Below are 14309 nucleotides of genomic sequence, written 5' to 3' on the forward strand. Positions count from 1 at the left end.
TGCAGCAGTGAACGTATTTATCTTATCATAATGACGTATAGTCGTTGTACCGGTTGGATGGATGGAAAATAGTAAACATATTGTAATGATATGGTGCGGCGCTTCCTCCGGGGCCACAAGCGATGAATACCGGTTAAGACGGCCGGGAAGTTAATGATTCTCTGCGATCCGGGACAAATTAAACAGGTAATCATTGCTTTTATGATCGGGCATCACGGAGGCGCAATGGTTATGGAAAGCGGCATCCATGCAGGAAAGGCATTGGAAGTGACTTTACCCGCTGCGTCATAAGATAAGGCGTCAATTAACGAAGAGGAGTGAGAATGAATGAACTTCGAACAACGATCGGAAAGCAAAGCTTCGTTGGCGGACCGCATCCCTCCCGGGCAGACGCTGACCACCGGTTTTCCGGTGCTGCATTACGGCGACGTGCCTTATTACAGGGATATGAGTAAATGGAATTTGCGCATTTTCGGTTTGGTGGAGGAAGAGATCACCCTCAGCTATAATGAGTTTATGAGCTTGCCGCGGCAGGAATATAAGAACGATATCCATTGCGTGACCACCTGGTCGAAGCTGGATAACGTCTGGGAAGGCGTTGCCGTATCCACCGTTATGGAGCGCGTAAAGCTGAAGCCGGAGGCGCGCTATGTGATGCTGCACGCGGAACAGGGCTGGACGACGAACCTGCCGATCGAGGACTTTACCCGAGAAACCAGCTTCTTTGGCATCAAGCACGGCGGCGAACTGTTGACTCCTGAGCACGGCTATCCGGTTCGCATGGTCGTCCCGCACCTGTACTTCTGGAAAAGTGCCAAATGGCTCCGCGGCATCGAGTTTATGGAGAAGGATAAGCCGGGATTCTGGGAGCGCAACGGATACCACATGTATGGCGATCCCTTCAAGGAGCAACGCTACGATTTTGATTGACGTGCAGAACGGCTTTTGCACGCGGCTGATCAAGGATTCTCAGCTGCAAATCATGAAACCCGGCAACGAGCATGATAAAAGCCGCGCTAATGAAACAGGGGATCTGCGATAATAATTGCCTTGCAAATAGAGCACAAGACCAACAGCAGCCAAACCGGCTGCTGTTTTATGTGTTGTCAAGAAAAAATACCACTCTCCTCACGGGAAAGCGGCATTCGGTGATCAGTGTTTAGTTGGCTGATTTTGCAAACTCTTGAAGAAGATTTTCACTGCTCTTTTCAAGAACCATCGGATACAATTCGACCTTATCCGGAGCTAATGCTTTTAATTCAGAATAGACGGCCGCGGAAGCATACACCTTATCAGACTTCTCGATGTTTTCTTTCAAGAGTGCCTCATCATCTATGCCAATGGCATGGGATTGAATGTGTGTAATATTGGCATCCTGCACCCGGCTGGCCATCCATTGGCCGCCTGCTTTTCCAAGGCAAACGAAGCTGACCTGACTGCCTGGTTTGAGCTGCGCGATTTGGAGGAGCAGCGGCATTTCGATTGTCGCTCCTATGGTTAATACATTTTTTTGATAGCGGGCGAATAATTTTTTTACCTCATCAGAATGATTCAAAGTGGTGACAACGACGTTCGAATAGTCAAGCGCTTCGATCGTGACGCTTTCGGTCGTCAACAGATCCTCTAAAAAAACCGTTTTGATTTCGGCGCCCGTTACCCGTTTAATTTCATCGCGATAGAACGTATGATCATGTCCTTTGCATTCAACGAACAGGAGCCGCAATTGATCCGTCGGTGTTTGATGATGCAAGAGAATATATGCGAGGCTGGCTTTGAAAAATTCGGTTAAGGGAATACCTTGCGCTTCGGCTTCTGCGATTGTCTTTGTGACAAGCTCATGCATAGGTTGCCGCATTTTTTGTAATTCTTTGATTTTGGCGCTGTCGATGACTTGTGTGCCTCGGCCTTTTTGTATGGAAACATAACCTTCGTCACGTAACTGGTTATAAACCAAGTTAACCGTGTTTCGATTAATGCCTAATAAGTCCGCCATCTGGTTTGCGGGAGGAAGCATCTCGCCTGTTTTGATTTTTTCGATGCCGATCAGCCACTTCAATTGTTCTTTGATTTGGGTATTTATACAAAAAGTTAAGTTAGGGTCGACTTTCAAGAGGATATCATTATCCATTAAATATTACCCCTTGCATAGTATACTAGTTTTTATCATCATTATACACCTATGCGCAATATATTCAAACCGGCGAAAGGTGCAGACCCATTGCACGGTGTTGCGGTTGAGATTCAACCCGACCGGACAATGGATCGGCAGCCGGCAGAACAGGGTAATTTCTAATGAAATCTTGAACAGGACTATTGACACTCCGTAGTTAGCTTATTATCATTAATTACTAAATAACTATGTATTTATGAATGGAGTGAAGAGTGTGAATTCGCATTTTATTGGTTTTCTCATGAAGATGAGGGGGAAGGCCAGGAGCCCCCTGAAAGCCAATCCGTGGAATGCCTTTATGGGGTTTATCGGCGGGTTTCTGGCCATAGGCTTATTAGCTTTCTTGACAAATGTTACTTCCGATTTATGGATTATGGCTCCGTTCGGCGCGAGTTGTGTATTGGCTTTTGCGGTTTGGGATGCGCCCTTCTCACAACCCAGAAATATTATAGGAGGGCATTTCATTTCAACGCTGGCAGGCTTAGCGGTATATCATGCTGCAGGCAATGGTCCTGTTGCGATGGCTATTGGGGTTGGCTTGGCCATCAGCCTAATGGTTTTGACGAAAACAACCCATCCGCCGGCCGGAGCTGATCCATTAGTTGTCATGATGTCTGGAAGCGGCTGGAGTTTCTTGGTAGCTCCCGTTCTAATTGGGGCGGTCATGATTGTATTAGTAGCTCTTCTCGTTAATAATCAGGACAAAAAGCGTAATTACCCGACGTTCTGGTTCTGATTTCCGGATCGGATGGCGCCATCGGTGTGGGTTCCGCCGTGATGTTTCCGGACCTAGTGTAACACAGCACCGGCCTCCCGATCGGTTCATTAGTTACGTACCACGAAAATGATAAGAAGAAAAAAATAAGCTTGTATATCCAGTTCATCAGGTAACATGACAAATGGATTTCAAGCTTACAGCTATCGGGGTTTGTGAATGGTAACATGATTTCGGATATGATTTGATTACTCCATACCAAAAGCGGCAATGCGCTCAAGAGCCGGCAGATCCATTACACAAAGGGTTCTCTTCCGCAGCTCAACTATTCCGCGTGCCCGCCAGTCATTCAGCACCCGCGTAACCATCACCCTCGAGGTACCCGTCAAAGCGGAAAGCTCCTGATGAGTAATAGCCAGCGAACGAAACCCTTCGGGCTTGCGGTTGAGGATTTCAACAACAATACGGGCTAAGCGGACTTCGGTGGGGTCGAAGGTAAGGGTCATCATTTGATTGCTCAACATCCAAACTTTATGGGCTATCGATTGCATTAACGAGAACACGAAATCCGGACGAACGCGGGTGATGGTCTCCATGCTTTCTCTGGAGAACTCGCTAACTTGGGTCGACTCCACGGCTACGACCGTATACCAGTGATTAGACTGCTGGAAGAAAGGAACATCGGCAAAAAACTGGCCGCGTTCCGCGAAGGCAAATGCTTTTTCGATTCCATCCGGCCGGATAATCGTTGCCCGCACCTGTCCTGTGTGTACATAGAAGAAATGCTCTGCCGGCTCTCCTTGAAAGATGATGTTACTCCCCCGTGGGAAAAATCTTTGTGCGGCTGCTTCACTGACCTCAGGCGGCAGCGGCCCGAAATGGCGAGGATGAAAAGCTTCATCAATAACGTACTGCACATCCATAAGAACACTTCCTTTCTCCAATGTCGTTGAGTCGCGTTATTCATCAATATATTTGTATAAGTTTGATATTCTATATAAATACAATTTATACCTTCCTTAAGTTTCAATTGGTTTGTTAGATTAATTGCCATTAATTGCTTTGGTATAAGCTCAAAAGGCACAAAAGTGGTGCCGAAAGAGGGGGATTAGAATTCGATCAAGTAAAATACAGTGGAATCTCCCCTCCTAAGTAAAGTATAACGTCAGGTTTTCTAACGTTCAATATTTCTGAACAAACTTTCTGAAACAAAAACCAACCACGTTAGCTTTAAATCGGTAAGGGATGGGAAATAACGCTTCTTGCGGCAGGCATTTGCGATTCCGTTCGGACGCTCTGTCCATGCAGAAATCGGACTATTGAATAAGAAAATAGATTTTCTCTATTAGCCGATGGTTGACGGGGGTGATAAAGTAAATTCGACAATGTCAAATCCAATACAACGGCCGCATACCGAAAGGAAAACAGCAGGCGGATGAGACGATGTACGAACCAATGGGGGGAGAGCATGGAACGGTACTGGAAACGCAATCTTTATATGTTATGGCTGGGTTTATTTTTTAATCACATGGCATTTACTCTTTCAGTTCCATTTTTTCCTCTATTTCTGCACAACGATCTGGGCGTTCAAAGCGGTCTGGAAGCCTGGTCCGGTTTTTCGATTTCGATCAGTTTTCTGATCAGCGGTTTGTGTGCACCGTTTTGGGGCTCGCTCGCCGATAAATTCGGCAAAAAGCCGATGCTGATTCGTTCGGGAATTGGTTTAGGCTTGGCACATCTGGCAAACTATTTCGTCTATGATCTCTGTACCTTCCTTCTTGTCCGGGTATTTCAGGGACTTATGGCAGGCTTTAGTCCCGCTTCCATCGCTTTGGTTGGCACGAATACACCGGAGAAGCATGTGGGATATGCCCTGGGCGTCATATCGACGTCCACAGCTGCGGGAGGGATTCTTGGACCGCTGGCAGGAGGCTTGATGAGCCAGTGGATTGGATTGAGGGGATGCTTCATAGCATCCGGACTGATTACGTTATTTTCCGCTATGATCGTCATGGTTGGGGTTATAGAGGTTCGTGAGAGACAGGCAGGGACCCGTCCCAGTGTTCTCGACGATCTTAAGCAGGCTGCCGTCAATACCCGATTGATGAGGATATATGGGCTGATCTTGCTGGTCTCGACCTCGGCTATGATTTTGGAACCGTTATTGGCGATCTATGTGGTGGAACTCGGCGGAAGCATAAACCATGCTTTGCTCAGTTCAGGTATTGTTTTTTCAGCAGTAGGTATTGCTACGGTCATCATGGGACCACGTTGGGGAAGGATCGGGGGGCGAATCGGTTATGAAAAAACACTTTTTATCGGTTTGTTGGGCGGAGGCATCGGCAATATTCTTCAGCTCGGTGTTCATCACCTTGTGGGCTTCGGCATTCTGCGTTTCAGTTACGGATTGTTTTTTGCAGCCGTTTATCCAGCTTTGAATGCGCTCATCATCAATTATGCCGACGATGAATTCCGGGGAAGGGCCGTCAGCTTGAGCCAAACTGCAAGCCAGTTCGGAATCGTGATAGGTCCGCTTGCCGGCGGTATTCTCGGCGGATGGATCGGTATTCAATTCATTTTTCTGCTTACGGGATTAACGTTGATTGGTGCCGCCTGGACCATTAAGGCGATCTTCTCTAAGCAGCCCGACCGGACGCTGACCGGATAAGCTCTAAAAGTGGTTGCGGAAAATGAATGCATCAGCGGCTGGATGAAGAGCAAATGACATCGCTGCCGCCGGTTTATTTTACATCTGCAGATATAGAAGTTTTGAATGGATCAATAGAAGAAAGCTTTATACGGTATGGCGGATGATTGGTGTACATTATAGATGTGCGGCGTTAATCCGATAATACCGATGTGTATTTAATGATAAATGCAGGAGGTGCAAATGACACAACGACGCTTAAAGCCGGGGGCCATTTGAACGGAGTCGGAAACATATCAACGAGATGTCCAATCCGCATTTTCTGAACCGGTTTGAGCCGTTAACCCATTCTGTCCGCACTGGCCGGCGTGACCACACCATATTTGAGGAGGAAATCGGATGAGTCAAGTCGATATTCAAGCATACCTTGATACGCATCGTCAGTTAGTTCAGGCTGTGAAGGGATTGGATCAGCAGCGGTTAACGTGGAAGGCGGCGCCGGACTCATGGAGCGTGACTGAAGTGCTTGCCCATCTTGCCGATCACAGCATCGTTATATCCTTTCGGATTCGCGATATACTGGCAGGCACGACGGCCCGGCTGCCTGCGTTCAATCAGGATGCATGGGTCGCAGGACAAAAAGCGAATGATGGCGATGCGGCCGACTTTCTGTCGCTGTTCGGGCAATTGCTTCATTACAATAGCTTGTTATTCCATCGCCTGACCGATGAGGATTTGGAGAAGGCGGGGGTGAATGCCCAGGGCGAAACCGTTCGGATCGCCGATATCGTCAAAGGCTTCACGAATCATGTGAACACCCATTTGGGCCAAATCGAACGAATCAAGCAGGCTTCCATCGCCATATAAGGCGCCGACAGCGAGACGGTGCATGGCATTTGGGTCTGCCCGTCCGGAAAAGCCGGTACCCGAAAGCAGCTGTGCTGCTCCGGTATTCAGCGGAACGTGGGATCAAGTGCTTGCTTATCAGAAGGATTTGTCATGGGTGAACAAGCAGCAAATGTTGCCTGTGGAAGAGGAGGGCTTAGATGAGTGAAGTTTACCGTCTTGCCACCCAGGAAGATGCAGAAAGACTGTTGGACGTCATTTATGAGGCTTACGTGACGATTCGGGAGTTGGAGCTTCAATGGCCTGCGGCTCATGCCGATCTTGCCCTGATCCAAGATAATATCAAACTTAACGAATGCTATGTCCTGGAGCTGGACGGAAAGATCGTGGCCACGCTGACATTGTCGAAGGATAAGCCGATCCGTTGGAACTCGGATCTTCCTTTTGTCAAATGGTTTGCGGTAGATCCCGAATATCAAGGGCGTCGAATCGGCAGCAGGCTGCTTGACTGGGTGGAAGAAACGATTATCCGTGACAAGCTGGGAGCATCCGCCCTTACGCTGGCAACAGCCGAGAAGCACCCGTGGCTGTTGGCTATGTATGAACGAAAGGGATATCAACGCATAGAGTCGATAGACTGGGGCAACGAAGACGGTACGATGCATCTCCTGCGGAAAATTGTAAACCCAGCATTGTATGAGGCACAGCTTCGCTCCTCTCAAGTAACTACATAGAACGACCTTGCAAAAGAGAACCGCCTTATTCAAGCGCAAGCCAAAGGTCTGAGCATCAGCCTGACGGGTTCGGCGTAATGCTGCGGGCTAAAGCCCCGGCTCCCGGATGCGTCGGTATTCGGGAAGCGGGTATACGCGATTTCGGGTCAACCGCAGGCAATCCGCCGGACATTTTGCGGAGTTTCAGCGTAAATCCTATTCATTCAGGGGGCGCCTATGAAATTCGCATTATTCAGTTTGGTCATGAATATCCGCAATGCGGTAACCGGAGAAACGCTGACAGCGCAGCAGAAGTTCCGCAATATCCTGAAGCAAGCCATCCTTGCCGAGAAGCTGGGCTTTGATGCGTATGGCATAGGAGAAAGACACGGTCCGCCCTTTCTTTCCTCTTCGCCTCCGGTGCTCTTGACGGCTATTGCTGCCAGAACGTCCCGGATTCGTTTGTTAACGACGGTTGCGGTGCTAAGTGTGCTGGACCCGGTACGAGTAGCAGAGGATTATGCTACCCTCGACCATCTCTCGGGGGGACGTCTGGAGATGATCATCGGCAAAGGCAACGATCCTCGGCATTATCCTCTTTTCGGAATTACGGAGGAGGAGCAGTGGGATTCGCTTGCCGAGAGATACGCGCTGCTTAAACAGCTGTGGAGTGAAGAAAGTGTCAGTTGGCAGGGCAAGTATCGTCCGCCTCTTCATGAAGTCACCGTTCTGCCGAGGCCTTACCAGCAGTCCATTCCAGTCTGGCACGGCAGCGCATCCAGCCCTCTGTCCACCGAGCTGGCGGCCAAATACGGCGAGCCGATTTTCTCATCCAATACGTTTCACCCGCTCGCCAAGTATAAAGCGCTCATCGACCACTACCGCGAGCGTTGGGAATATTACGGGCGCGATCCCAGGGACGCGATCGTAGGAGCAGGGGCGGGGAGCCTGTATTTAGCCGATTCGACCGAGGAGGCCATCAAGCGCTACCGCCCTTATTACGATGCATTTCATGCGACCGATTCGGCAAAGCACAATCAGTCGCCGTTCAAGAGTCTTGAGGACAATTTGGAGAACGGCCCGATTCTTGTTGGAAGTCCCGACAGCGTGATAGAGAAGATTTTGAGGTACCATAAGGCCTTCGGTCACCAGGTGCTTTCCATTAGCGTAGACGGCTTGACCGAGGCGGAGCAGCGGGAGCAGATGGAGCGCTTTGCCGCCGAAGTAGCCCCTGTGCTGCGGCGGGAAATTCCAAGTACGGTATGGAGTGGAGCGCGCGCCAAGCAGCCGCACACCATAGAAGAATCGTCATGACCGTTGTCAGTCAGGCCGATGTTATCCGGTTTTCTTTTTTATAAAATAGCTGGATTTGAAATCATTCATACGCAATGGTTTGGAATGATATGATGAAATCCGTTTTGGGAGAGTGGACTGTGTGAAAAGATCCCGATGGGTCAATTTAATCGCTCTTATGTCTGTCATCATGGTTTTGTCGGCATGCGGAGGTATTCATCCGAAAGCGGAAACAAGCCTGCCCGGCAATGACGGAAGCACGGAAGATAAATCGGAAGCCTTGCCTGGCGGAGAATTTTCGTACGCTTTGGCCACTTCGCCCGATTCCCTCGATCCGCACCGCAGCGGTCTGGCCGTAGCCGTAAGGGTGTTCCGCACGATCTATGACAATCTTGTCGTGCAGCTGCCCGACAACACGATCAAGCCATGGCTGGCCACCGAGTGGACGATATCTCCGGACGGTAAAAGCTATACGTTCAAGCTGCGCAAGGATGTCAAGTTCCATGACGGCACTCCGTTTAATGCCGAGGCGGTGAAATACAGCTATGACCGGATCCTTGATCCGGCCACCAAGGCCGCGAACGCGTCGGCTCTGCTGAAGCCCTACAAATCATCCGAGGTTATCGACGAGTATACGATCAAGCTGAACCTGGAGACGCCGTCCGTCGCCTTTCTTGGAAATTTAAGCCAAGCGATGCTGGGAATCGTATCTCCGACCGCAGCGAAGAAGTACGGCGATCAATTCGGTAAAAATCCGGTGGGCACCGGACCGTTCAAATTCGTGAAATGGAACGATAATCTGGAGATTAAGGTCGAACGCAACCCTGACTACAACTGGGCGCCGGAACTGGTCGGCAACAAAGGCAAAGCTTATCTGGGTGCCATCACATTCAAAATTATTCCGGAAGAGGGGACGCGCATCGGCAGCGTCCAGAGCGGGCAGGTGACGGCGGCCGAGACCGTTCCTCCCCAACATGTGGTGGCATTGAACAAAGATGCCAAGCTGCAGGTGCTGCAGGTCAACACAAGGGGGCTTCCGTATACGCTGTTCTTTAACCAGAAGCGTGAGCCATGGAATGACGTAAAGGCGCGGCAGGCCGTACAGTATGCCGTTGATGTCGACGCTATTGTCAAGACGTTGTATCTGGGGACATACCAGCGGGCCTGGTCGCCGCTGACACCCGATATTTTTGGGTATGACCCTTCTTTAGAACATTCGATCAAGCCCGACCTCGACAAAGCGAACCGCTTGCTCGACGAGCTGGGCTGGGTCAAGGGGGCAGACGGTATACGCCAGAAGGACGGCAAGAGGCTTACGCTGCATTATGTCGACGGTTCGCCGAACCGGGAGAAGCGCAATGATATCGCCGCGATCGTACAGCAGGAGTTGAAAAAAGTCGGCATCGCCGTCGAGGTGGAAATTACAAAGGACGTACAAACCGTCATCTATACCAAACAGGCATATGACCTATATGGCAACAGCCAGGTGAATTCGGATCCTGCCGCGCTGAATTCGTTCTATCGTACAACCGCTCCAAATGCGCGCCCATCGCTGTCCCGTCTGTCTGATCCCGAGCTCGACAAGCTGCTTGATCAAGGCGTCGTAGAGCATGACGAGGCAAAGCGCAAAGAGATTTACAAGAAGGTGCAGCATTATATTATCGACAATGCCGTCATTCTTCCGATCTATGTTTTCCCTTATACGGTGGCGGCCTCAAAGAACGTTACGGGCTTAAAATTCGATTCGCTTGGCTATCCGATTTTCAACGACGTCTCTCTAGTCCAAAAGTAGGAGGCCGCGGAGATGGGCAAGGCGATAGCATTTCGATTATTAAGCTCGCTGGGTGTCGTTGCGGGCTCCTCCATTCTCGTGTTCTGCATTCTGTACGTGCTTCCCGGCGATGTCGTAATGAACATGATCGATCCAAGCTCGATGAGCCCTGAGGCCATTGCCAATTTGCGGCGCCAGCTGGGGGTAGACCGGCCGTTCCATGAACAATTTCTCAGCTATTTCGGCCGTGTCCTGCAGGGCGATTTCGGGACCTCGCTGGTGAATTCGGAGCCGGTTCTGCCCAAAATCATCACGCATTTCCCGGCCACTCTGGCGCTTACGGCCGCAGCTTCAGTTGTCTCTGTGATCGTCGGAGTCGTGCTGGGTGTGCTGTCGGCCATCCATCGCAATACGGTCATTGATATCGTTGCCCGGGTCGTCGGTTTATTCGGGATTTCGATGCCCACCTTCTGGTCAGGTATTCTGCTGATTCTCATTTTCTCAGTGTACTTGGGCTGGTTTCCCGCGATGGGCTCGGACGGACTGGAAACACTGGTTCTTCCGGCGTTAACGCTCGGCATGCTCGGCGCAGGGTTCATTGTCCGGATTGTACGCAACTCGATGCTGGAGGTGCTCGGGGAACCATTCATCACGACGCTTCGCGCCAAAGGCTTGCCGGAACGGGCGGTCATGTACCGCCACGCGCTGCGCAACGCCCTCATACCGGCCGTCACCATGCTGGGGATCCTGATCGGCGAGATGCTGGCGGGCACGGTCGTCATCGAAACGGTCTTCTCAAGGCAAGGCATCGGCCGGATTATAGCGGACGCCATTATGGCCAAGGACTTACCGGTTGTGCAGGGAGTCATTTTGTTTTCGGCCATGGTGTATGTCATTGTGAACGTATTGGTCGACATTTCGTATTTGTACATTGACCCGCGGGTTAGACGCCCGCAAAGCTAGAAGGAGGATGAATGAAGATGAGAGAAGCCGCAACCATGAAACCGATATGGCGGGTGAAAAGGACAGCTGCGGCGTATCATCGCGCCCTCCCGAAACCAACCGTTTCGAGATTGCTTGTGTATGCCGCTGCGCTTATCGTTCTTTTCCTTATCGTCTGTGCGCTTGCTCCGCAGTGGATTGCCCGTTACTCCCCTACGGATATGCAGGCGGATCAAATCCTGTTGCCCCCCGGGGCGGCGCACTGGATGGGCACGGATTATTTCGGCAGGGACGTTTTCAGCGTCATTGTTTATGGAGCCCGTGAGTCGCTGTTCATCGGCTTCGCTTCGGTGATTGTCGGCGGTCTTTCCGGAGGAGCCATCGGGGCTTTGTCAGGCTACTTTGGCGGCCGGGTGGACAACGCGCTGATGCGGGTAATTGACGTTCTCATGACGATTCCCAGCGTAATGCTTGCACTGGCGGTCGCCGCTGCGCTGGGTCCGGGATTGTGGAATATTATTTTAGCCGTTGCCTTATCGACCGTGCCGAATTATGCCAGGATCATGAGAGGGCAAATTCTCAGCATCAAGAACCGCCCGTTCATCATGGCATCGCGTTCGATCGGCGCTGCCGAATTCCCGGTATTCATCCGGCACGTTCTGCCCAATTCGTTGTCTCCGCTATTGGTCATGGCCGCCATCGGCGTAGGCACCTCCATTCTGACCGGTTCGGGCCTAAGCTTCCTGGGTCTCGGCGAGTTGAAGGAAATACCCGACTGGGGCTCACTGCTGTCGCAAGGAAGAGGGTATCTGACGGTTGCATGGTGGATTTGCACGTTTCCCGGATTGGCGATTACGCTGTTCGTTTTGTCCGTTAATGTGATCGGTGACGCGCTCCGCGACGCCCTCGATCCGAAGAAGCGCCGTTCATAGGAGGAGCTGCAGATGAATCCTTTACTGGACATAGAACGGCTGAGTGTCGAATTCGATACGGGCCGGGGGAGGCTGCAGGCGGTCAGCGACGTAAGCTTCTCGATGAAAGCCGGCGAGATCGTATGTTTGGTAGGCGAATCAGGGAGCGGGAAGACGGTGACCTCCAAAGCCATCATGCGGCTGATCGATGATGAGAACGGGTCCATTGCTGCGGGCGCGATCAAACTGGACGGCGTTGACGTGGCGGGGCTTTCGCGGCACGCGCTCCGGTCGCTGCGCGGAAAGAAGATGGCGATGGTGTTCCAGGAGCCGATGGCGGCGTTTGACCCCGTATTTACGATCGGGAGCCAGATTGTCGAGACCATTCGGCGCCATAACCGGAAGGAAACCTCTAGCCAGGCATGGCACCGAGCCGTGGAACTGCTGCGCCGCGTCGGCATACCGGAGCCGGAGCTGCGAATGAAGCAGTATCCGAACGAGCTTTCCGGCGGGATGCTGCAAAGGGCGATGATCGCCATGGCCTTAAGCTGCGAACCGGAGCTGCTGATCGCAGATGAACCGACGACGGCGCTCGATGTCACGATTCAAGCGCAAATTCTGCAGCTGCTGCAGGATTTGAAAACGGAATACAACATGTCGATTTTGCTCATCACCCATGATCTTGGCATCGCTGCGGAAATCGCCGATCGCATCATCGTGATGTACGCCGGGCAGGTGGTCGAGAAGGCGTCGAAGTCGGAATTGTTTGAGCAGCCTCATCATCCCTATACACAGGGTCTTCTGCGGTCGATAACGACGATGGACAGCGACCGCGCAAAGCGTCTGTATGCGATTCCGGGCTCGATTCCCAGTCTTGCCGACCTGCCAGGCGGATGCCGCTTCCATCCCCGCTGTCCCTATGCATCGGAGCAGTGTGTCCGGGAGGCGCCGGCTCTGCAGGACAGAGGCGGCAGGCAATCGGCCTGCTGGAACGTGGAGCAGCTTATTGGCGGCGATTCGGACATCCCTGCTGCGCCTACAGCGCCCCATGCCGAAATCGCCTCCGCTTCTCTGCAGCCGGCGGCCGAGCAAGCAAAGCCGCATACGGATTCGCTGTTCGAGCTTGTCCATGTGACAAAACATTATCCCTATGGACGATCGGTCTTCTCAAAAGAGAAGAAAGCGATCCGGGCGGTCGATGACGTCTCTTTCTCGATTCGCAAGGGTGAAACGTTCGGCCTGGTCGGCGAATCCGGAAGCGGGAAATCGACGCTCGGCAGAGTTCTTCTTCATCTGGAAAAGCCTACCTCCGGAACTATTCTGCTCGAGGGCCGGGATCTGGCTTTATTGTCCGGCGCCCGCTTGCGGGAGGAGCGCAAGCATATGCAGATGATTTTCCAGGATCCGTACGGTTCCGTCGACCCGCGATGGAAGGTTGGGGATATCATCGGGGAGCCGTTCTCCGTTCACGGTGCTTTAAACGCCAGGGAGAAGAGGGAGGCTGTCGGGGAACTGCTGCAGCTCGTTGGTCTGAACCCTGCCGCTTACGATCGTTATCCGCACGAATTTTCCGGCGGACAGCGGCAGCGTATCGGCATCGCGAGAGCGATTGCCCTGCGTCCGAAGTTCGTGTTGGCCGATGAGCCGGTATCGGCGCTCGACGTTTCCGTTCAGGCGCAGATCGTCAATCTGCTGCAGGATCTGCGCCAACAGTTGGATTTAACTTTGATGTTTATCGGTCATGGGCTCAATATCGTCCGGTACGTATCGGATCGGATCGGCGTCATGTACTTGGGCAAGCTGGTTGAAATTGCCCCAAGCGAGCAGCTGTTCCGTCATCCGGCGCATCATTACACGAAGGCCCTCGTATCCTCCATTCCGGTACCGGATCCGCGCCGTCAGCGCACATTTGCCGCTATCGAAGGAGAAATACCGTCGCCGGCAAGCCCCCCTTCGGGCTGCCGCTTCCGTACGCGCTGTCCGGCTGCTACGGCGAGATGCGCTATCGAGCAGCCCTTGTTCAAAGAGGTTGGGCACGGCCATTATGCGGCTTGTCATGATCCTGTGATATAAGGCGGACAATATGCCGAGCTTCCAAGCAGCCATCGAAAGTCTCGTTTCAATTTCTTAAATCCAATTGACATACTTGGTAATAATAGGTAAAGTATAGGATAAATCTATAGCTGTCAACCGGGCGGCCGGAGACCTGCCAAGCCTTCATCCTGAATTTGAGTTTGATGCGCTTCAAGGGTCTTTTTTGTTTTACACACCTGATTTTCCTATTCTATGTCAATTTGGAGA

General features: G+C 51.8%; 13 protein-coding genes. 11 read left to right on the plus strand and 2 right to left on the minus strand.

All coding sequences use genetic code 11. The features are described 5' to 3' along the window. The first annotated feature begins 327 nt into the window (after positions 1–327). On the plus strand, positions 328–930 hold the full coding sequence (locus tag NR121_RS05425; RefSeq protein WP_054817471.1) for a sulfite oxidase-like oxidoreductase: 603 nt from the start codon (positions 328–330) through the stop codon (positions 928–930). A 229-nt stretch (positions 931–1159) separates the two neighbouring features. On the opposite strand, the gene NR121_RS05430 is transcribed toward NR121_RS05425, so the two are convergent. Continuing rightward, complete coding sequence (locus tag NR121_RS05430; protein WP_062409814.1) at positions 1160–2128, minus strand: GntR family transcriptional regulator; 969 nt, start codon at positions 2126–2128, stop codon at positions 1160–1162. A 283-nt stretch (positions 2129–2411) separates the two neighbouring features. Between NR121_RS05430 and NR121_RS05435 the strand changes: the two genes are divergently transcribed. After that, positions 2412–2906, plus strand: coding sequence for an HPP family protein (locus NR121_RS05435; protein WP_235594362.1), 495 nt, complete (start codon positions 2412–2414; stop codon positions 2904–2906). 227 nt (positions 2907–3133) lie between these two features. On the opposite strand, the gene NR121_RS05440 is transcribed toward NR121_RS05435, so the two are convergent. Further along, positions 3134–3808, minus strand: coding sequence for a Crp/Fnr family transcriptional regulator (locus NR121_RS05440; RefSeq protein ID WP_062409813.1), 675 nt, complete (start codon positions 3806–3808; stop codon positions 3134–3136). 545 nt (positions 3809–4353) lie between these two features. Here NR121_RS05440 and NR121_RS05445 point away from each other — a divergent pair. The 9 genes from NR121_RS05445 (at position 4354) to NR121_RS05485 (ending at position 14081) form a co-directional block, all read left to right on the plus strand. Then, a complete protein-coding gene (locus tag NR121_RS05445; RefSeq protein ID WP_062409812.1) occupies positions 4354–5553 on the plus strand; it encodes an MFS transporter in 1200 nt (399 codons plus the stop codon). A gap of 378 nt (positions 5554–5931) precedes the next feature. After that, positions 5932–6399: a DinB family protein gene (locus tag NR121_RS05450; RefSeq protein ID WP_062409811.1), complete on the plus strand. Its 468-nt coding sequence runs from the start codon at positions 5932–5934 to the stop codon at positions 6397–6399. Positions 6400–6421: 22 nt separating this feature from the next. Then, entirely contained in the window at positions 6422–6586 is a 165-nt protein-coding gene (locus NR121_RS05455) for a hypothetical protein (protein WP_160327391.1), read from the plus strand. Next, on the plus strand, positions 6579–7112 hold the full coding sequence (locus NR121_RS05460; protein WP_062409810.1) for a GNAT family N-acetyltransferase: 534 nt from the start codon (positions 6579–6581) through the stop codon (positions 7110–7112). Before NR121_RS05455 ends, NR121_RS05460 begins: the two co-directional genes overlap by 8 nt. 216 nt (positions 7113–7328) lie before the next feature. Continuing rightward, the gene (locus NR121_RS05465) at positions 7329–8405 is read left to right on the plus strand and encodes an LLM class flavin-dependent oxidoreductase (protein ID WP_054817478.1); all 1077 of its coding nucleotides are present in this window, start codon (positions 7329–7331) and stop codon (positions 8403–8405) included. A gap of 157 nt (positions 8406–8562) precedes the next feature. Then, a complete protein-coding gene (locus NR121_RS05470; protein WP_062411049.1) occupies positions 8563–10176 on the plus strand; it encodes an ABC transporter substrate-binding protein in 1614 nt (537 codons plus the stop codon). 12 nt (positions 10177–10188) lie between these two features. Then, positions 10189–11118, plus strand: coding sequence for an ABC transporter permease (locus tag NR121_RS05475; RefSeq protein WP_062409809.1), 930 nt, complete (start codon positions 10189–10191; stop codon positions 11116–11118). A gap of 17 nt (positions 11119–11135) precedes the next feature. Next, entirely contained in the window at positions 11136–12029 is an 894-nt protein-coding gene (locus NR121_RS05480) for an ABC transporter permease (RefSeq protein WP_062409808.1), read from the plus strand. Positions 12030–12041: 12 nt separating this feature from the next. Next, positions 12042–14081 carry an ABC transporter ATP-binding protein gene (locus NR121_RS05485; RefSeq protein ID WP_062409807.1) on the plus strand — a complete coding sequence of 680 codons (2040 nt, stop codon included), beginning with the start codon at positions 12042–12044 and terminating at the stop codon, positions 14079–14081. The last annotated feature ends 228 nt before the right edge of the window (positions 14082–14309 follow it).

It is taken from the genome of Paenibacillus sp. Pae15 (assembly GCF_024519685.1).
Classification (GTDB): Bacteria; Bacillota; Bacilli; order Paenibacillales; family NBRC-103111; genus Paenibacillus_G; species Paenibacillus_G naphthalenovorans.